A 19527-nucleotide genomic window follows, 5' to 3' on the forward strand; every position below is an offset into this window, starting at 1 on the left:
GCGGGTGCCTCGGTAGGAGGTCACCTCTGGTGTTACTTTCGTGCGTAACCGAGGGTGAGGGAGAACACATGACGAACACGATGACCGAGGCGTTCGAGCGCGAGCTCGCCGACCTGGACGTCGAGGACTTCTGGGACAAGGGGTACGCGATTCTTCACGACGTGTACTCCCCGGAGGAGGTCGAGCGCATGCGCGAGGGGGTCACCGAGCAGTGCCGGATCGGCGGGGAGCTGATGACCGGACCCCTGCGGCACGTGCTCACCGACGGGCGGATGGCCCAGGTGGCACAGAAGCTCCTCGGCAGCGACACGGTGATCTACGGCGGTGACAGCTCGGCGACCATCAACGGCAAGATCCGCGCCTGGCACAAGGACAACACCGACCGGGAGGACGCCGAGGCTCCCGACTGGGACGACCAGTACACCCAGCTGCGCTTCGGGGTGTACCTCCAGGATCACACCGAGCACAGCGGCGGCCTGAACCTCAAGGTGGGCTCGCACGTGTTCTGCGACCTGACCTCGGGCGAGACGATCTACGTCAAGAACAACCCCGGTGACCTGCTGGTCTGGAGCATGCGCATGACGCACTCCGGCGCGGGCACCCTGCTGAAGGACCCGGGCGCACGGTTCCCCGAGCCGAACGAGTGGAACGCCTTCCCGGCCGACCAGGTCGCGCCCGAGCACGAGGAGCGAATGGCGATCTTCGCCCACCTCGGCGCCGACGACAAGCACGGCCGTCGCTACCTGGACTACCTCAAGACCAGGACCTACATGGTCAACGCCTGGCGTCGGCGTCCCTTCACGCCCGAGCACGTCGCCGAGCTCGACGCGATCGGCGTCACGGTGAGGGACATGCCCGCCGAGGTCAAGGACGACAAGCGGGCCGGGCTCAACGCGCAGTGGCAGCCCTACTGGTACCCGGGCTCGGCGTCCGTGACGGCCGCGGCCAAGCCTGCGCCGACCGCTCCGGCGCCCCAGGCCGCTGCCGCGCCGCCGGCACCGCGTCCCCAGCAGGCCCAGCCGCCGTTCGCCCGTCGCTACGGTCGGGCCGTGCAGCGGCGCCTCAAGGGAGTGACGCGCGGGGCCGTACGGGGCTGGCACGACGCCGCGCCGAAGGGCTCGCGCCGCTGATCGGGGTCGGCTACTCCAGCAACGCCTCGTGCACCAGCGCGGGGTCGGGGTTGGAGTAGCCGACGCCGTCGATCACGACGGTCGGCACCAGCTCGTTGCCGTCGTTGAGGTCGCGGACCGTGGCGGCGGCCTCCGGGTCCTCCCAGATGTTGCGCCACTGGGCGCGGCCGGCGTCGGGCCCGAGAGCGGCCCGCAGCGACGCGCAGAACCCGCAGCCGGGCCGCCAGTAGATGGTGACGTCGTGGGCGCTCACAGCCTGACCCCGGACGCGTGTCGGACCAGGTCGGCCGTGAGGTCGACGTGGCCGCGGTGCTGGGCGAGCTCCTCGTAGATGTGCATCAGCACTCCTCCTTGGGTACGCGTGAACTCCGGCAGGTCGTCGCGGTCCCGGTCCTCCAGGGGTCCGGTCGGGGGCGCCGCGCCGTCGTACGCCACCAGGTCGGCGAGCAGCCGGTCCCGACCGGCCGGCACCCGGGCCACCAGCTCCGCGACCGGACCCGAGGCGACCAGCTCGGCCGCCCGGTCGCGGACGATCTCGCGGCCCGCCAGCACCTGTCCGCCCCAGAACTCCATGACACCCAGGCAGTGGGTGAGGATCGCGTAGGCGGAGTTCGCCCCCGGCAGCGCCGGCCGCACGTTGGCGAGCTCGTCGCCCAGGTCGGTGAGCGTGGCGCACATCCCGCGCAGCGCGCGGTCGACGTGGATCAGCACGTCCTCGACCAGCACGGCCCGACCCGACGTCATGCCCCGCCGTCCTCGTCCTCGGCGGCCGTCGTCGCGTCCTCGGTCTCGCCGTCGCCCTCGGTCTCGCCGTCGGCCTCGGTCTCCTGCTGGAACGCCGACGGCCCCTGCGCGAGCAGGGTGCGGAAGCCCTCCTCGTCCAGGATCCGCAGCCCGAGCTCCTCGGCCTTGGTCGCCTTGCTGCCGGCGTTGGCGCCGACGACGACGAAGTCGGTCTTCTTGCTGACCGAGCCGGAGGCCTTCCCACCGCGAGCGATGATCGCCTCCTTGATCTCGTCGCGGGTGAAGTCCTCCAACGAGCCGGTCGCCACGATCGCGAGCCCTTCCAGGGTGCGCTCGATCGAGCCGTCGCGCTCGTCGGCCATCCGCACGCCCGACGCGGCCCAGCGCTGCACGATCTGCTCGTGCCAGTCGACGCCGAACCAGGCGACGACGGCCTCACCGATGACGGGCCCGACGCCCGCGGTCGCCGAGATGCGCTCGGCATCGGCCTCGCGCAGCGCCTCGATCGAGCCGAGCTCGGACGCGAGCGCGCGAGCGGCGGTCGGGCCGACGTGGCGGATGGACAGGGCGACCAGCACCCGCCACAGCGGTTGCTGCTTGGCCTGCTCCAGGTTGGCGATGAGACGAATCCCGTTGGCGGACAACGTCTTCCCGTCGACGACCGCGTCCTGCGGGTCCGTCTTCTTCGCCGCCCGGGTGTAGAGAGGCACCTTGACCAGGTCGGCGGTCGTGAGGTCGAAGAGCGTCGACTCGTCGATGATCACCCCGGAGTCGAGCAGTGCGGTGGCGCCCTCCCAGCCGAGCGCCTCGATGTCGAACGCCCCGCGACCGGCGAGGCTGAACAGCCGCTCCCGCAGCTGGGCCGGGCAGGTCCGGGAGTTCGGGCAGCGGATGTCCTTGTCGCCCTCGCGCTCGTACGCCAGCGCAGTGCCGCACGACGGGCACTCCGTCGGCATCTCGAACTCCCGCTCGGAGCCGTCCCGCAGGTCGACGACCGGCCCGACGATCTCGGGGATGACGTCGCCGGCCTTGCGCAGGACGACGGTGTCGCCGATGAGGACGCCCTTGCGGCGGACCTCGAACGCGTTGTGCAGCGTGGCGCGCTCGACGGTGGAGCCCGCCACCTTGATCGGCTCCATCACGCCGTACGGCGTGACCCGGCCGGTTCGTCCGACGTCCACCCGGATGTCCAGCAGCGGGGTGTTGACCTCCTCCGGCGGGTACTTGAACGCGATCGCCCAGCGCGGCGCCCGCGAGGTCGAGCCGAGCTGGCGCTGCACGCTCACCTCGTCGACCTTGACCACGACGCCGTCCAGCTCGTGCTCGACCGAGTGGCGCGCCTTGCCGTACTTCTCGATGTAGCGCTGGACCGCCGCGACGTCCCCGAAGACCTTGGTGTGGGAGGAGACCGGCAGCCCCCAGCCCGCCAGCAGGTCGTAGGCCTGCGACTGACGGGTGATGTCGAAGCCCTTGCGAGCACCGATGCCGTGCACCAGCATCCGCAGGTTGCGGCTCGCGGTGACGCGAGGATCCTTCTGCCGCAACGAGCCGGCGGCGGTGTTGCGCGGGTTGGCGAACGGCGGCTTGCCCTGCTCGACGAGGGAGGCGTTGAGCGCCTCGAAGTCCTCGACCGGGAAGAAGACCTCGCCGCGCACCTCCACCTGCCGCGGGACGTTCTCGCCGGTGAGCTGGTGCGGGACTCCGTCGATGGTGCGCACGTTGAGCGTGACGTCCTCGCCCGTCCGGCCGTCGCCACGGGTGGCGGCGCGCACCAGCCGGCCATTCTCGTACAGGAGGTTGACGGCGAGGCCGTCGATCTTGAGCTCGCACAGGTAGTGCACGGTCGCGCCACCCGCGTCCCGCTCGACCCGGGCCGCCCAGGCCGCGATCTCCTCGGCGCTGAACGCGTTGTCGAGGCTGAGCATCCGCTCCACGTGGTCGACGGGAGCGAACTCGGTGGAGTAGGTGCCCCCGACCTGCTGGGTCGGGCTGTCGGGCGTCCGCAGCGACGGGTGCCCGTCCTCCAGCTCCTCCAGCCGGCGCAGCAGCCGGTCGTACTCGCCGTCGCTGACGGTCGGCGCGTCCTTGATGTAGTAGGCGAACTGGTGGGCGCGGACCTGCTCGGCGACGTCCTCCCACTCGTGCCGCGCGTCGTCCGGGACCGGTAGGTCCGCGTCCGCGCTGGAGGCTGCTGACTGCTCCGTCGTGCTCACCCTCGCCATCCTGCCGTACGGCGCGGACAGTGTGCTCCCGCCGGCGCGGACCTCAGAGCCGTTCGGCGATCAGGCCGGCCGCGTCGACGGCGAGCCGCTGCACCGACGCCGCCTCCGCGGGGGTGCGCGTCCCCAACCCGCAGGCGGGAGTGACGACGACCTGCGACAGCCGAGCGGTCTCCAGCCCGACCCGGCTCCAGGCGTCCAGGAACGGCTCGACGACCTGCCGCGGGTGGGTCGCGGTCGTGTCGGTCGGGACGATGCCCGCCCACAGCGTGGTGCCTCCCTCGACCGAGGCCGCCACCGACTCCCACGTGCGCTCGGTCAGCAGCGAGGTGTCGACGGAGACCCCGACCGCGCCCACCCGGCGCAGCAGCGCGAACGGCACGTCCGGGGCGCAGCAGTGCACCGACACCGACCCGGCGAGACCGTCCACCGCCTCGGCCACGGTCCGCAGACCGGACTCGACGACGCCGGGGTCGACGGCGCGCAGCCGCCCGAAGCCGGACGCCGACCGCAGCCGTCCGGTGAGCACCGCCGGCAGCGAGGGCTCGTCCAGCTGGAGCACCGGCTCCGCGCCCGGCACCAGCCGGCGCACCCGCGTCAGCACCTCCCGGGCACCCTCGGCGAGCGACTGGACGACGTCGCGGGAGGCCCCGGCGTCGACCAGCACCCGGTCGCCGCGCGGCAGCCACAACGACGCCGCGAGGGTCCACGGACCGCACAGCTGCACCTTCATCGGTCCGGTGTAGCCGTCGTACGCCTCGGCGAGCTCGTCCAGGTCCTCCCGCAGGTACGCGCCCGCTCGCGAGACGTCTCGCCCCGGAGCGTCGGTCAGGCGCCAGCCGGGCGGCTGCAGGTCGACGGGCATCTCGGCCAGCTGCGCCGCGGTCCGCCCGACCAGGTCCGCGCCCGGACCACGGGAGGGGATCTCCGGGGCGTACGGCACGTGACCGTCGGCGAGCACGTCACGCAGCCGCCGTACGACCTCGCGGACCGGCTCCTGCGGCCAGGAGCCGACGCCGGACGCGCGGATCATGCCGTCGGCACCGGCTTGTCGCCGATGCCCCTCAGCGTGGCGGTGGTCCGGCCCGCCCTCAGCTCGACCCAGCAGGTCGCCCGACGGCTCCCCGCCGACCAGCCCTGCCGCGCCGGCGGGACGGTCACCATCCCGATGTCCGCACGGGGCTTGGTCGCGGCGCCGACGAACGCCCGGTAGAGCGGCGCGCACAGCGCCGACGTCCGCTTGTCCGCCTCGGCCTCGCCCGGATAGGGGTCGGCGGGCTGCCCGATGAACCCGCCGCCGACCGCCTCCGTCGTGTGGGGGGCCGAGCAGGACGCCGGCGAGACGTCCGGGCGGGCGGCGATCTTCTCCGCGATGCAGGCGCGCAGGTCGTACGCGCCGGTGCCCGCGAGCCGGCCCCTGGACGAGCCGGTCACCTGCGTCACACCGCCGAAACCCTCGTCGAACATGCCGATCAGGCAGATGAATCGGGTGGCAGCCTTCGGGTCCTTGGCGATCGGGTAGGTGACCGATCGGAACCTCGTGGTGTTCAGCGCCGTGGACCCGAGGTACTCGGCGCCCTTGCGCTCACACGTCGCGACCGCGGCCTCGTGACGCTTGAGCATGTCGTCCTGGTGGGCGGTGCTCGGGACGACCGCCGTCACCTCGTAGGTGTGCTCCGCGGTGCAGGCCAGGCGGGTCCACTGGGGCTCCTGGCGGGTGCACTGACCGGCCGCGAGTGCCGGGTCGGCACCCGTCGCGGTCGGCATCGTCGGACGGACCGCCGTACCGGACCCCGCGGACGCGCCCGCCGTCGGGGTCGTGGCCGCCGGTGTCGACGACCCCGACGGGGCCACCGACGGCGCCGTCGTGGGCGCGGTCACCGAGGCGTTGTCGCACCCGCTCAGGCCGATCGAGAGCGCCAGCGCACCCGCGGCGACGCACACGGGAGCCGCGGTGCGCATCACCGGTAGGACGTCAGGGGCTTCGCGCCGATCCCCGCGAGCGTCTTGGAGACCGTTCCGCTGGTCACCTCGACGAAGCAGCCGGTGACCATCTGGCCACGCGACCAGGGCCCAGGACCGCCGGAGTTCTGCGACACGACGATGTCCTTGCGGACCTTGGTGCCGAGGAACTTCTGGCCGACCGGCGTGCAGAACTTCAGCGCGTCGCTGGAGATCTTGCTCGCGCCCGGGAACGGGGAGTCGGCCTTGCCGTTCAGCTTCCCGCCGACGGCCTCTGAGACGTGCGGCTGGCTGCAGGGCACGAACTCGACGTCGTTCGACTGGCTGGCGCGTCCCTTGAGGCAGATCACGTACGGCCGGATCCCGTCGCCGGCGAGCTTGCCCTTCATCGAGCCGCTCACCTTCTCCCGCTTGTCGAGGGAGGTGTCGACGCGGTAGGTCAGGCAGACGAACCGGGAAGCGTTCTGCGGGTCGGCGACGCTCGGCAGCGGAGCGCTCTGCACCCGCGTGACCGGCCAGGCCTGGGTGCCGAGGTAGGTGGAGGTCTGCTCGTTGCAGGTGGCGGTGCCGTACGCCGACCGCTTGACCAGGTCGCCCTGGTGGGCGGTGCTGGGAACGACCGCGGTGATCTCGAAGTCGTGGGGTGCCGAGCAGTCGATGGCGGTGTAGGACGGCTTGTCGCCGAGGCACTGACCCACGGTGAAGGACTTCGCGGCCGCAGAGCTGCTGGTGGAGGGTGCGGCACTGGTGGTGCTGGGCGAGGACGACTCGGAGGTCGAGTTGCTGGAGGGGGCCGCGGACCCGGTCGGCGCGGCGCTGCTGGTAGCCGTGCTCGCCGGAGCCACCGAGACGTCGTCCCCTCCCCCGCACGCTGCCGTCATGGTCATCACACCCGCGGCCAGTACGGCCATCACTGCAGTCCGTCGCACCATCGTGCATCCCCTTCGTCACGGTCGTCCGCCGCAGCCTAGCGACGGCACGGCCGGGCGGTCGCCCGGCCCGCAGGGTTCGACGCGCGTGGTCGGCGTTCGGCTCCCCGGAACCGTGCGTCCGACCGGTCAGAGCGGGCGCGAGGTGCTGCGTCCGGTCGAGGTGATGGTCGCCGAACCGACCACGCGGGTGCCGTCGTACAGCACCACCGACTGACCCGGCGCGACGCCGCGGACGCGGTGGTCGAGACGGACCGTGACGGTCGTGCCGTCGGTGCTCGCGCGGCACGGGACCTCCTCGCCGTGGGCACGCAGCTGGGCGCCGTACGAGGCCTCACCGGTGGGCGGGTTGCCGCACCAGCGCAGGTGGTCGCCGCGGACGACATCGACGCCGAGCAGCTCCTCGGTCCCGACGACGACGGTGTTGGTGCGGGGCTGGACGTCGACGACGTACCGCTTGGCGTGGTCGGCCCGCGGGACCTTCAGGCCGAGCCCGCGCCGCTGACCGACGGTGTACGCGAACGCGCCCTCGTGCTCGCCGACCTGCTCACCGTCGGTGTCGACGATCGGGCCCGGCTGGGCCCCGAGGCGACCGGTCAGCCAGCCCTTGGTGTCACCGTCGGCGATGAAGCAGATGTCGTGGCTGTCCGGCTTCTTGGCGACCGCGAAGCCGCGGGCGGCGGCCTCCTCGCGGATCTGCGGCTTGGCGGTGTCGCCGAGCGGGAAGAAGGACCGGGCCAGCTGGTCGGCGGTGAGGACGCCGAGGACGTACGACTGGTCCTTGGCCGGGTCGACCGCCCGGTGCAGCTCGCGGCCGTCCGGCCCCTGGACGATCTGGGCGTAGTGACCGGTGGCCACCGCGTCGAACCCGAGGGCGAGCGCCTTGTCCAGCAGCGCGGCGAACTTGATCCGCTCGTTGCACCGCAGGCACGGGTTCGGGGTGCGCCCGGCCTCGTACTCGGCGACGAAGTCCTCCACCACGTCCTCGCGGAAGCGCTCGGCCATGTCCCAGACGTAGAACGGGATGCCCAGCCGGTCGGCGACGCGGCGGGCGTCGCCGGCGTCCTCGATGGTGCAGCAGCCGCGGGCGGACTCCCGCAGCGTGGCGGCGGACTGGCTGAGCGCGAGGTGCACACCGACGACCTCGTGACCGGCGTCGAGCATCCGCGCGGCGGCGACGGCGGAGTCGACGCCGCCGCTCATCGCGGCGACGACCCTCATCGCCCGCTCCCCCGCGAGGCACGATGCGCTCGCTGGGCACGCTCGACCGCGGCCGGCAGCGCCGCGAGGAACGCCTCGACGTCGGCGTCGGTGGAGGTGTGGCCGAGGGTGAGCCGCAGCGCGCCGCGCGCCTGCGCCTCGGGCACCCCCATCGCCAGCAGCACGTGGCTGGGCTGGGGTACGCCGGCCTGGCACGCCGAACCGGTCGAGCACTCCACCCCGGCCGCGTCCAGCAGGTAGAGCAGGGAGTCGCCCTCGCAGTCCGGCACCCGCAGGTGGGCGTTGCCCGGCAGACGACGCGTCACGTCGCCCACCTCGTACGGTCCGCTCACCGTGATGCCGTACCCAGCGGCGGTCGCGCCGTGCACAAGCTTGTCGCGCAGGCTGGCCAGGTGTGCCGCGTGCTCGTGCAGGTGGCCGACCGCGTGGTCGACGGCGACCGCGAGGCCGGCGATGGCCGGCGTGTCCAGGGTGCCGCTGCGGATCTGCCGCTCCTGGCCCCCGCCGTAGGTGAGCGGCTCCAGGGCGGCGTCGCGCCGGGCGACCAGGACGCCCACGCCGAGCGGTCCACCGATCTTGTGGCCGGTCAGGGCGAGCAGGTCCGCGCCGCTCTCGCCGAAGTCGACCGGGATCTGACCGACCGCCTGCACCGCGTCGGTGTGGAACGGGATGTCGTGCTCGTGGGCGATCGCGGCGATCTCGCGTACGGGCTGGACGGTGCCGACCTCGTTGTTGGCCCACATGACGCTGACCAGCGCGACGTCGTCCGGCTGCTGCTCGATGGCCGCGCGCACGGTACCCGGGTCGACGCGACCCTCGCCGTCGACCTCCAGCCAGGTGACCCGGGCGCCCTCGTGCGCGACGAGGTGCTCGACGCAGTCCAGGACGGCGTGGTGCTCCACGGCACTGACCAGCAGCCGGTTGCGGCTCGGGTCGTCCGCGCGGCGGCGGCGGTAGGTGCCCACGACGGCGAGGTTGTCCGCCTCCGTGCCCCCGGAGGTGAACACCACCTCGGACGGACGGGCGCCGAGCGCGGCGGCGATGGTCTCGCGGCTCTCCTCGACCACCCGGCGCGACGCGCGGCCGGCGGTGTGCAGCGAGCTGGCGTTGCCGAGGCCGCCCATCTGCTCGGCGACGCGTTCGACGACCGCCGGGAGGACGGCCGTGGTCGCTGCGTGGTCGAGGTAGACGGGCACCCATCGATGTTACGCGGCCGTCCGGGCGGCTCCCCCGGCCCGTTCCGGTGGTCAGAACGTGAGCCATACCTCACCTTCCGACCACCACCTCGTTCGGCTGCGGCGGCGGCTCGCCGGACCCGGGATCTGGGACGTCCACGCCGGAACGCCGGTCCCGCGCCCGAGACACGCGGACCGTTTGCGAGACTGTGCGTCGCACCATCCCCCCACCCAAGGTCTTTCGATGCTACGACGCCCTGCCCGCACGACCGCCTGCGCCGCCGCCCTGACCGGCCTGATCGTCCTCAGCGGCTGCTCCGCGTTCGACGAGAAGTCGGGCGGTGCCGCTGCGCCTTCTGACGCCTCCGACACCGCCCGACCCTCCGGCTGCGACGGTCCCGCCGCACCGGCGTACGCGGGTCGTGCGACCGGGTTCGACGAGGAGGCTCGGGTCGAGGCCGGCCAGGCCGTGGGGGCGCGGGTCAGCACGCCCGTGCTGTCCACCAAGTCCGCGGGCATCAAGGGCTGGGCCATCGCCGAGCTGCCGATCAAGGCCGAGGTCGTGACCAATGGCGTCTTCGCCGTGGGCCCGGACTCCTTCGTGCTGGTCGACCCGGCCGGGAAGCAGTGCGCACGCCCCAAGTCCAACCCGCTGACGTCGCCGCTGGGCATGACCGAGGTCGACGAGAAGCGCCCGGGCAAGGGCTCCGTCGCGTTCCTGGTCCCCCAGGGAGCGCCGCTGTCGCGCTACAAGGTGCTCTACAACGGCAAGGGCGGGAGCACCGCCGAGGCCGCGTGGTCCGCCACGGGCGCGGCGGGCGCCGAGTCGGCCGCGCGCAGCTGCAGCACCACCAAGAGCACGCTCGCCCTGGAGAAGGGCGGCCCGTCGATCGGCTTCGGTAGGACGGCAACGTTCGGCGACGCCGACACCGTCGGTCACCGGGTCACCGTCGGCGTTCCGGCGGCACGGCCGCTGCAGCCCAGCGAGCGCCACCCGAACAACGTCGACGGCGTCGCCCTGACCGTGAGGGTGGAGGCGATCGGCTCGGTCGCGTTCGTCGACCGCAACATGTTCCAGCTGATCGACGGCGCCGGGACGGTCTGTGGTTACAGCCAGCTCGGCACCGAGGGCGAGAACCTCACCAGCGACCTGGTCCAGGTCGGCAAGCCCAAGACGTACACGATGATCTTCTGGGTGCCCAAGGGCTCACACCTCAAGGGCTGGAAGGCGACGTACCGCCACGACACCAACGCCGGCACCGCCGACGCGGCCTGGTCGTAGCCCGATCGGTCAGAGCCGGTCCAGCCAGGGATGGCCGGGCCGCGTCCGGCGCAACGCCTCCGCCAGCCAGGCCCGTTGCCGGGCGTCCAGCAGCGGCAGGGTGGCATCGAAGTCCGCCTGGTCCTTGGACCGCAGCCCGGGTGCCTTGTAGAGCAGCTGGATCTGTGGCTGAAGGTACGGAATGCCGTCCTTGCGCCACAACGCCTCTCTCATCGGCATCGTCATCGATGGATCCCTGCGGTACACCCAGGTGCGAGCGTCCCCCGGAGCCAGCAGCACGTCGTACTCCCAGGGCTGGTCCCAGGAGGGACGCAACCACACCTGCCCGCACGCTTCCGGGAGGTCCTCCCCCGCCGGCGTGAGATCGAGGACCGGGCGCAGCGCGCCTCGGGTGGCTGTCCACACGTCGTACCGCCCGCGCACCAGGCGGCGGAGGCGAGGCAGATCGGTGCGCAGGATCGAGGGGTCGCAGTCCTCGTGGGCACGGCGTACGCCGGTGAATGCCTCGATCGCCCACCCGCCGGCGATCCACCACGGTCGGCCGTAGTCCGCGAACAGCGTTGCCACGTCAGCCGGCCCGCGTCCGGCCCAGGCCCCGTAGAGGCGGTGGAACTCGGCGTCTGTCAGGTCGTTCGCGGAAGCAGGCACGCCGCACAACGTACGACGCCCGCCCCGGTCGGACCCGGGGCGGGCGTCGTAGGTGGTGCGGGCGAGCGCGTCAGCTGCGCGCCTTCTGCACCGCCTCGGTGGCCTGCGGCAGGACGGTGAACAGGTCACCGACGACGCCGAAGTCGACCAGCTCGAAGATCGGCGCCTCCTCGTCCTTGTTGATCGCGATGATCGTCTTGGACGTCTGCATGCCGGCCCGGTGCTGGATCGCGCCGGAGATGCCCGCCGCGACGTACAGCTGCGGGCTGACCTGCTTGCCGGTCTGGCCGACCTGGTTGCTGTGCGGGTACCAGCCGGCGTCCACCGCGGCGCGGGAGGCGCCGACGGCTGCACCGAGGGTGTCGGCGAAGGTCTCCACCGGCGAGAAGTCACCGCCGGTGCCACGACCGCCGGAGACCACGATGGCGGCCTCGGTCAGCTCGGGGCGACCCGACTTCTGCTTCTCCTCGCGGCCGGCGATCTTCGCGCCCTTGGCGGCGTCGGAGACCTGGACGTCGACCGGGACGACGGTCGCGCCGGCCTGGGAGGCCGAGGGCGGGACGACGTTCGGCTTCACGGTGATGATCGGCGTGCCCTTGGTGACGGTCGCCTTGACCGTGTAGGACCCGGCGAACACCGACTGCGTGGTGGACACACCCGCGTCGCCGGCCTCGACCGCGACGGCGTCGGTGATCAGACCGGACTCGGTCTTGATCGCCAGGCGCGCGGCGGCCTCCTTGTTGTGGGTCGTCGACGGCAGCAGCACGGCCGCCGGGGACGCCTGCTGGACGACGGCGTGCAGCGCCTCGGCCAGCGGGGCGACGAGGTAGTTCTCCACGTCGTCGTTGTCGATGACGTAGACCTTCTCGGCGCCGAACTGCGCCAGCCGCGGACGAGCGGCCTCGACGTTGCCGCCGATGAAGACCGCGGACGGGGTGCCGAGGCTGCGCGCGATCGTCAGCAGCTCGGCGGTCGTCTTCTTGACCTGACCATCGGCGTGGTCGACCAGGACGAGTACTTCAGCCATGGGTGATAACTCCTCAGACGAACTTCTGGGCGGCCAGGAACTCAGCGAGCTTGGTGCCGCCGTCGCCCTCGTCGGTGACGATCTCGCCCTGCTCGCGCGGCGGGCGCTGGGCGAAGGACTCGACCTTGGTCCAGGCGGCGTCCAGGCCGACCTGGCCGGCGTCGACACCGAGGTCGGCGAGCGACCACGTCTCGACCGGCTTCTTCTTGGCGGCCATGATTCCCTTGAACGAGGGGTAGCGCGGCTCGTTGATCTGGTCGGTGACCGAGACCAGCGCCGGCAGCGAGGCCTCCAGGGACTCCGACACCGCGTCGCCGTCGCGACGGCCCTTGACCGTGCCGTCGGCGACCTCCAGCGTCGAGACCTGGGTGACCTGCGGCAGCCCGAGGCGCTCGGCGAGCATGGCCGGGACGACGCTCATCGTGCCGTCCGTGGAGGACAGACCGGTGAGTACCAGGTCCGGGGAGCCGATCTTCTTGACGGCCTCGGCGAGCACCAAGGAGGTGGCGACGGCGTCCGAGCCGTGGATCGCCTCGTCGCTCACGTGGACGGCCTTGTCGGCGCCCATCTGCAGCGCCTTCTTCAGCGCGTCCGCGGCCTGCTCGGGGCCGACCGTCACGACGGTGACCTCACCCTCGCCGGCCTCGACGATCTTCAGCGCCGCCTCGACGGCGTACTCGTCGAGCTCGGAGAGCAGACCGTCGACGTTGGCGCGGTCCGTGGTGTTGTCCTCGTTGAAGGTGCGGTCGCCCTGGGCGTCCGGCACGTACTTCACGCAGACGACGATGTTCATGTCGTTCGTCCTCTTCTTCTGGGTGCGTGGAATGGACTTCCGCACACGATGCTACCCGCCAGTAACAGCGGGTCGTGCGCGAGGGCAGGATCTGCCCGGGGTGGTTCAGCTCTCCTTGATCCAGATCAGCAGCATGCCGATGAGGGTCAGCGCCACGATGATCCAGGGGGCGAGCCGGTTGAGCACCAGGGCCAGCATGCCCGGCGCCTCGGTCTGCCCGGCCGGGGTCGCGAAGATGTCGGCGTGCCGCCCGAGGACGGTGTCGGCGACGGCCGCGGCCACGACGATCACCAGGCCGACCACGAAAGGCAGCACCGGAGGCATGCCGGCGATGGTGTCGACGCCCTCTCGCACCATGCCGGTGAAGCCCCACAGGGCCAGGAACAGGCCGATCAGGCCCGCGACCGCGAGCAGGATCGCCCGGATCCGGGAGACTCGCTGGTCAACACTTCCGGAGATGTCCACGGTCGCAGCGTAGGACCTCGGGTCACCGAACTGCGCAGTAGCCGTGCTGCCGCTGCGGGTGAGCGCGTCGTCGACCTTCCCGAGCGCGTCACCGACCACCTGGGCGGAGGCCCCTCTGGCCTGCAGCGCCTCGACGAACGGCTCCTGCCACTCCTTCTCCACACGCCAGGCCTTGATGGTCACGGGCTTACCTCCCGGGCAGTGGTCGCGCTCGACCAGGCTTCACGACGGGTCGGCGGCGACCCGTCGCACTCGCTCGGACTCTACCCCCGCGCGCGGGGCGGTCCAGGGAGCGCGACGCGCCGCATACGGGGCGACGTGCCGGCGTACGGCAGCGCTCGTACGTCCCGGCGTACGCCGACGGCCCGGTCCGCAAGGGACCGGGCCGCCGTGCGTGCGCGTCACTCAGCGCGCGCAGTCCTGCTGGACCTCGCCGCCGTGAGCGTGCTGGGCGCCCGCTCGGGCGTCCTGCTTCACCGGTGCCCGGTGCGCGGCTGCGGCGTGGCGGGCGGGGTCGGTCGCGTCGGAGCGTGACGCCCTGCTCGCCGCATGACCCGATCCGCGCTCGTCGGCCTTCGTCGACGTCGACGTGCGCGAGGAGCTCGAGGAGTCGCTCGCGGACGTGCCCGTCGCCGTGGACGACGAGCCACTCGAGGCGTTCGTCGCGGTCGAGGCGTTCGTCGTCGTGGACGACGAGCCCGTCGAACCGGTCGAGGCGTTCGTCGCCGTGGACGAGCCGGACGCCTTCGACCAGCACGAGCTGGACGCCGCCCAGGGCGAGGTGCCCTGAGCCTGGTACAGCTCCAGTGCCGCCGCGTCCTGGACCGACGCGGGTGCCGAGGCGGCCGTGGCGTAGCCCTGCGACGCGTTCAGCGACTGCCAGGTCGAGGTGAGGAACTGGTAGGCGCCGGACGCCGAGGACGACGGGTTCTGCGCGGTGTAGTCGCCACCGCTCTCGCACTGCTTGATCGCCTCCAGCACCGGCACGCCCGTGTCGGCGTGGGCGGAGCTCGCCACGGCGGCTCCGCCACCGACGAGGACCGTCGCAGTGCCGATCGTCGCGATCGTGCGTCGTACGTGCTTGTTCATCTGGCCTCCTGTGATGGGGAGCGGCCATGGTGGACAGGCCCGCATGACGCTCGGATGTGTCGACCATGTCCGTACGAACATCCGGCTCACGGCTGCACGACAGCGCCGGCACAGACTGGTGCCGTCCCCTGGAGCGGTATGAAGGTGCTCATTGTCGATCTCGGCCGCCACACCCATCCGAACCTCACCGGCGCGCTGCGGGCCCACACGTTCGCGGTGGAGACCACCCAGTCCGTGACGCAGGCGGTCTGGCTGTGCCGAGAGACCGGGCCCGGCGTGGCGGTGGTGTGCGTGGACGACGCCGGCGGACGGGACCGCGAGGTCGCGACCCGGCTGCGGGACGCGGGCGCCTGGACGCCGGTGCTGGTCGTCGCCCACCACGCCTCGGCCGCGGGGGTGGTCTCGGCGCTGGAGGCCGGTGCGGACGACGTCGTCGCCCGGCCGGTGCGCCTGACGGAGATCAGCGCGCGGGTGCGGGCCCTGGGGCGTCGACGCGGCGACCCGGTGCCACCGCCCCTGGTGTCGGGGCCCGTCCGGTGCGACCTCGCGTCCGGTGAGGTGACTCGCGACGGCGTCCCTGTCGAGCTCTCCCCCGGTCAGCTGGCGGTCCTGGCCGAGCTGCTGCGCCATCCGGGACGGGTGGTCACCCGGGCCGAGCTGCTCGAGGTCGCATGGGACCCGGCAGCCCAGGAGGCGGACTCCAACGTCGTGGACCAGATGATCGCGCGGGTGCGGCGCAAGCTGGGCACTCCGTACGGCGCCGAGCACCTGCAGACGGTGCGCGGCCGGGGCTACCGCTGGGTCGCGTGAGCGGGGTCGGGTGAACCGGCTCGGCTCACCCGACCCTCACGTCAGCGTCCCTGGAAGGTCGCCTTGCCCGGACCGTTCTCGGCGAACGAGCGCATCCCGGCCGCGCGGTCCTGCGTGGCGAACATGCCGGCGAACAGCTGCGACTCGATGGCCAGACCCGTCTCCAGGTCGACCTCGAGTCCGCGGTCGATGGCCTCTTTGGCCGCGCGCAGCGCGATCGCCGGCCCACCGACGTACGGCTTGACCCGCGCCAGGGCGGCGGCGTACGCCTGACCAGGCTCGCACAGCTCGTCGACGAGCCCGATCCGCAGGGCTTCCTCCGCCTCGACCATCCGGCCGGAGAAGACCAGGTCCTTGGCCTTGGCCGGGCCCACCAGCCGGGTGAGGCGCTGCGTGCCGCCGGCGCCGGGGATGACGCCGAGCAGGATCTCGGGCTGCCCCAGCTTGGCGTTGCTGGCCGCGACGCGGAAGTCGCAGGTCATCGCCAGCTCGCAGCCGGCGCCGAGGGCGTACCCCTCGATGGCCGCGACCGTCGGCTTGGGGATGCGGGCGACCTCGGTGAACTGCGCCTGCAGCACCGCGCCGCGCTTGGCCATGTCCGCATAGGACATGTCGAGCATCTCCTTGATGTCCGCCCCGGCGGCGAAGACGCGCTCGCCGCCCCAGACGACGACAGCGGCCACCGCGTCGTCGCGGCCCAGCTCACGCGCGGCGTCGCCGAGCGCGTCCTGGATCGACACGTCCAGGGGGTTCATCTTGGGCCGGTCGACCCGGATCGTGCCGATGCCCGCCTCGACCGAGGTCGAGACGTACTCGCCATACTGGCTCATGCCTGGGTGCCGCCCTGGCCCTGGTCCTCGCCCTCGGCGGGCGGCTCGGGCAGCTGGACCTGCGGGACGCCACCGTTGGCGGCGTGCGGGCCCTCGCTGGTCACGGCCTGGTGCCACATCTGCACCGACTGCAGCACCATCTGGATGGTGGTCTGGACGAGCATCTTCAGGTCGGCGTCGGGCCCGACCAGGTGCTCACCGGTGGCGACGAGGGTGCCGTTGGCGATGCCGGTCTTGATGATGTTGAGGCTCAGCGTGACGTCGTTCGCCGCGAGGAGCTGCTTCTCCAGGTCCTGCGGGAGGTCCTCGGAGATCTGCCACTGACCGAAGACGCGCATGATCGGGACCTCGCCCTCCATGCAGCGGACGAACAGCTGCTGGCCCTGGACCTTGAAGCTGACGTCGCCGTCGGCGTCCAGGTCGGGGCGGAAGCCCTCGTCCTGCAGGACATCGAGGACGCGCCCGCGCAGCGGCGACTCGTCGGCCGGCGGCGGGAAGTTGGGCAGGGACGTGGGATCAGTCATGCGCCCAACGTACCCGTCGGGCCGGTCCCCGACGATGCCGCTCCCGCGATCAATACCCTGGCAGCCATGTCAGGCCCGAACCCCGTCCTCGACCCGGTCCGCTCCCCCAACATCGCGCCTCCTCCGGGTGCGACGGTGACGGCCACGGGGGTCGAGTTCGCGGTCTACGCCGGCCACGCCGACGCCGTCCACCTGTGTCTCTTCGACGAGGCCGGCACCGAGCGCTCGGTCCCCATGGCACGGCACTCCGACGGGACCTGGTCCACCCACGTCGAGGGCGTACGCGCGGGGCAGCGGTACGGCTACCGCGCGGACGGCCCGTGGTCACCGCGTGAGGGCCTGCGGCACAACCCGGCCAAGCTGCTGGTCGACCCGTACGCCCGTGCGATCGAGGGTGACCTGACCTGGACCCCCGAGATCTTCGGACACGTGGTGGACGAGTCCCTGCTCGGTGACGGCACGACGAGGGACGACCGGGACAGCGCCGCCTCGGTCCCTCGCAGCGTCGTGCTCACCGACGGGTTCGACTGGGCCGGCGACCGGCCTCCTCACGTGCCGTGGCAGGACACCGTCGTCTACGAGACGCACGTCGTCGGCCTCACCCGGCGGCTGGACGGCGTACCCGAGCACCTGCGGGGGACGTACGCCGGCGTCGCCCACCCGGTGACCATCGAGCACCTGCGGCGCATCGGCGTCACCTCGGTCGAGCTGCTGCCCGTGCACTCCTTCGTCTCCGAGCTGCACCTGGCGGAGTCCGGCCTGACCAACTACTGGGGCTACAACACGCTCGGCTACTTCGCCCCGCACGCCGCGTACGCCAGCGCGAACGACCCGCAGGGCGTCCTGGACGAGTTCAAGGGCATGGTCAAGCTGCTGCACGCGGCCGGCATCGAGGTGCTGCTCGACGTCGTCTACAACCACACCTGCGAGGACGGCTCCTACAGCGGACCGACGCTGTCCTTGCGCGGGCTGGACAACCGCGTCTACTACCGCCTCGACGACGACGGCCGCGACCAGGACGTCACCGGCTGCGGCAACACGGTCGACCTGACGCACCCGGTGCCGATGCGGCTCGTGCTGGACTCCCTGCGCTACTGGGTGCAGGAGATGCACGTCGACGGGTTCCGGTTCGACCTCGCGGTCGCCCTGGGCCGGGGTAAGGACGGCGAGTTCCACCCGGACCACCCGTTCCTGATGGCCCTGCGCACCGACCCGGTGCTGGCCGGCGTCAAGCTCATCGCCGAGCCGTGGGACGTCGGTCACGACGGCTGGCGGACCGGTCAGCTCCCGCCGCCGTTCTCGGAGTGGAACGACCGCTTCCGCGACACCGCGCGGACGTTCTGGCTGCCCGATCTGGCCCTCGACGAGGCCGGCCGCGCGGGCTCCGGGGTTCACGACCTCGCGACCCGCCTCGCGGGGTCCGGCGACCTGTTCGGCCGCGGCCACCGCAGTCCCCTCGCGTCGATCAATGTCGTCACCGCTCACGACGGGTTCAGCCTCGCCGACCTCACGGCGTACGACCGCAAGCACAACGAGGCCAACGGCGAGGGCAACCGCGACGGCAGCGACAACAACCGGTCGTGGAACCACGGCGTCGAGGGGTACGACGACGTCCCGGCCGAGGTCGCCGCCGTCCGCCGGCGCTCGATGCGCAACCTGCTCGCGACCCTCCTGGTCTCCTCCGGCGTACCCATGCTGCGCGGCGGCGACGAGATCGGGCTGAGCCAGGACGGCAACAACAACGCCTACTGCCAGGACAACGAGATCGCCTGGTACGACTGGAACCTCGAGGACTGGCAGGGCGACCTGCTGGAGACCACGGCCTTCCTCAGCCGGCTGCGGGGTGAGCACGTGGTGCTGCGGCAGCGGCAGTTCTTCCCAGGCGACCCGATCGACGGTGACGAGCTGGCCGCGCTGCACTGGCACGGCCCCGACGGCGGCGTCCTCACGCCAGAGCAGTGGGAGGACGGCTCGACCCGAACTCTGGCCGTGGTCTTCGACGGTGCTGACGTTGGTGACTCACGCCTCCTGATGGTGCTGCACGGTGCATCGGAGGACGCCCGGCTCACGTTGCCACGGCAGGCGGACGTCGCCGGTTGGAACCTGTTGTGGGACAGCAGGTTCGAGCGACCGGAGCAGGTGCCGCAGGAGACCGTTCCTACCGGCGGGACATATGACGCACGGGCCGCCTCGTTCGCCATCTTCGAGGGCCGCCCGTAGCCAGTACCTGGCTCCCGCTGCTTGAGCCGGCGGAGCGCCACCCACCGCTGGTTGAGCCAGCGAAGCGCCACCCACCGCTGGTTGAGCCGGCGGAGCGCCACCCACCGCTGGTTGAGCCGGCGGAGCCCAGCGGAGCCGAGTCGAAACCCGGTGACCATGCACGGTCGGTCTCCCTGCGCGTCACCAGGTTTCGACTCGGACTCGCCTAGCGGCTCGTCCGGCTCAACCGGCGAAGGGACGCGGCTCAACCGGCGGTTGAGACGACCCCTTCGGACATTGCTGTGCACTGCCCCACCCACCCCGCTGGTTGAGCCGGCGGAGCGCAGCGGAGCCGAGTCGAAACCCGGTGACCGCGCACGGTCGGTCTCCCTGTACGTCACCAGGTTTCGACTCGGGCTCGCCTAGCGGCTCGTCCGGCTCAACCGGCGAAGGGGCGCGGCTCGCCCGGCTCAACCGGCG

At 72.1% G+C, this 19527-nt stretch carries 19 protein-coding genes; 4 read left to right on the plus strand and 15 right to left on the minus strand.

The genetic code is table 11. From position 1 onward, the window contains the following. Window positions 1–68: 68 nt before the first annotated feature. Window positions 69–1130, plus strand: a complete 1062-nt coding sequence (locus P4R38_RS14420; protein ID WP_275238891.1) for a phytanoyl-CoA dioxygenase family protein — start codon at window positions 69–71, stop codon at window positions 1128–1130. Between the two features lie 10 nt (window positions 1131–1140). Here the strand turns inward: P4R38_RS14420 and P4R38_RS14425 are convergent, their stop codons facing one another. The 8 genes from P4R38_RS14425 to P4R38_RS14460 form a co-directional block, all read right to left on the minus strand. Continuing rightward, entirely contained in the window at window positions 1141–1383 is a 243-nt protein-coding gene (locus tag P4R38_RS14425; RefSeq protein ID WP_275238892.1) for a glutaredoxin domain-containing protein, read from the minus strand. Continuing rightward, window positions 1380–1874 (minus strand): DinB family protein, encoded by a 495-nt coding sequence (locus P4R38_RS14430; protein WP_277192769.1) that lies wholly within the window; start codon window positions 1872–1874, stop codon window positions 1380–1382. Before P4R38_RS14430 ends, P4R38_RS14425 begins: the two co-directional genes overlap by 4 nt. After that, window positions 1871–4096, minus strand: coding sequence for an NAD-dependent DNA ligase LigA (gene ligA, locus P4R38_RS14435; protein WP_277192770.1), 2226 nt, complete (start codon window positions 4094–4096; stop codon window positions 1871–1873). Before ligA ends, P4R38_RS14430 begins: the two co-directional genes overlap by 4 nt. A 43-nt stretch (window positions 4097–4139) precedes the next feature. Continuing rightward, complete coding sequence (locus P4R38_RS14440; RefSeq protein ID WP_277192771.1) at window positions 4140–5126, minus strand: uroporphyrinogen decarboxylase/cobalamine-independent methonine synthase family protein; 987 nt, start codon at window positions 5124–5126, stop codon at window positions 4140–4142. Continuing rightward, window positions 5123–6055 (minus strand): septum formation family protein, encoded by a 933-nt coding sequence (locus P4R38_RS14445; RefSeq protein WP_277192786.1) that lies wholly within the window; start codon window positions 6053–6055, stop codon window positions 5123–5125. The genes P4R38_RS14440 and P4R38_RS14445 overlap by 4 nt, the downstream gene beginning before the upstream one ends. Continuing rightward, window positions 6055–6987 carry a septum formation family protein gene (locus tag P4R38_RS14450; protein WP_277192772.1) on the minus strand — a complete coding sequence of 311 codons (933 nt, stop codon included), beginning with the start codon at window positions 6985–6987 and terminating at the stop codon, window positions 6055–6057. The genes P4R38_RS14445 and P4R38_RS14450 overlap by 1 nt, the downstream gene beginning before the upstream one ends. Before the next feature lie 126 nt (window positions 6988–7113). Continuing rightward, window positions 7114–8205: a tRNA 2-thiouridine(34) synthase MnmA gene (gene mnmA / locus P4R38_RS14455; protein WP_277192773.1), complete on the minus strand. Its 1092-nt coding sequence runs from the start codon at window positions 8203–8205 to the stop codon at window positions 7114–7116. After that, complete coding sequence (locus tag P4R38_RS14460; protein ID WP_277192774.1) at window positions 8202–9401, minus strand: cysteine desulfurase family protein; 1200 nt, start codon at window positions 9399–9401, stop codon at window positions 8202–8204. Before P4R38_RS14460 ends, mnmA begins: the two co-directional genes overlap by 4 nt. Window positions 9402–9624: 223 nt before the next feature. Between P4R38_RS14460 and P4R38_RS14465 the strand changes: the two genes are divergently transcribed. Continuing rightward, the gene (locus P4R38_RS14465) at window positions 9625–10662 is read left to right on the plus strand and encodes a hypothetical protein (protein WP_277192775.1); all 1038 of its coding nucleotides are present in this window, start codon (window positions 9625–9627) and stop codon (window positions 10660–10662) included. A 9-nt stretch (window positions 10663–10671) separates the two neighbouring features. Here the strand turns inward: P4R38_RS14465 and P4R38_RS14470 are convergent, their stop codons facing one another. From P4R38_RS14470 to P4R38_RS14490, 5 genes are all read right to left on the minus strand, one after another. Further along, window positions 10672–11310, minus strand: a complete 639-nt coding sequence (locus tag P4R38_RS14470) for a hypothetical protein (RefSeq protein WP_277192776.1) — start codon at window positions 11308–11310, stop codon at window positions 10672–10674. Between the two features lie 70 nt (window positions 11311–11380). Further along, on the minus strand, window positions 11381–12337 hold the full coding sequence (locus tag P4R38_RS14475; protein ID WP_275238901.1) for an electron transfer flavoprotein subunit alpha/FixB family protein: 957 nt from the start codon (window positions 12335–12337) through the stop codon (window positions 11381–11383). Between the two features lie 13 nt (window positions 12338–12350). Beyond that, entirely contained in the window at window positions 12351–13130 is a 780-nt protein-coding gene (locus P4R38_RS14480; RefSeq protein WP_275238902.1) for an electron transfer flavoprotein subunit beta/FixA family protein, read from the minus strand. 105 nt (window positions 13131–13235) lie between these two features. After that, entirely contained in the window at window positions 13236–13778 is a 543-nt protein-coding gene (locus tag P4R38_RS14485) for a hypothetical protein (protein WP_275238903.1), read from the minus strand. A 222-nt stretch (window positions 13779–14000) separates the two neighbouring features. Beyond that, window positions 14001–14684: a transglycosylase family protein gene (locus P4R38_RS14490; protein ID WP_277192777.1), complete on the minus strand. Its 684-nt coding sequence runs from the start codon at window positions 14682–14684 to the stop codon at window positions 14001–14003. 138 nt (window positions 14685–14822) lie between these two features. Between P4R38_RS14490 and P4R38_RS14495 the strand changes: the two genes are divergently transcribed. Next, a complete protein-coding gene (locus P4R38_RS14495) occupies window positions 14823–15494 on the plus strand; it encodes a response regulator transcription factor (RefSeq protein WP_275238905.1) in 672 nt (223 codons plus the stop codon). Window positions 15495–15535: 41 nt separating this feature from the next. Here P4R38_RS14495 and P4R38_RS14500 read toward each other — a convergent pair whose 3' ends face one another. Together P4R38_RS14500 and P4R38_RS14505 are read right to left on the minus strand one after the other, a co-directional pair. Next, a complete protein-coding gene (locus P4R38_RS14500; protein WP_275238906.1) occupies window positions 15536–16324 on the minus strand; it encodes an enoyl-CoA hydratase/isomerase family protein in 789 nt (262 codons plus the stop codon). Then, window positions 16321–16848: a hypothetical protein gene (locus tag P4R38_RS14505; RefSeq protein WP_275238907.1), complete on the minus strand. Its 528-nt coding sequence runs from the start codon at window positions 16846–16848 to the stop codon at window positions 16321–16323. Before P4R38_RS14505 ends, P4R38_RS14500 begins: the two co-directional genes overlap by 4 nt. Before the next feature lie 66 nt (window positions 16849–16914). On the opposite strand from P4R38_RS14505, the gene glgX reads away from it, so the two are divergent. Then, a complete protein-coding gene (glgX, locus tag P4R38_RS14510; protein ID WP_277192778.1) occupies window positions 16915–19068 on the plus strand; it encodes a glycogen debranching protein GlgX in 2154 nt (717 codons plus the stop codon). Window positions 19069–19527 lie beyond the last annotated feature (459 nt).

Origin of the sequence: Luteipulveratus flavus (genome assembly GCF_029439465.1) — a bacterium.
In the GTDB taxonomy this organism is placed as follows: domain Bacteria; phylum Actinomycetota; class Actinomycetes; order Actinomycetales; family Dermatophilaceae; genus Luteipulveratus; species Luteipulveratus flavus.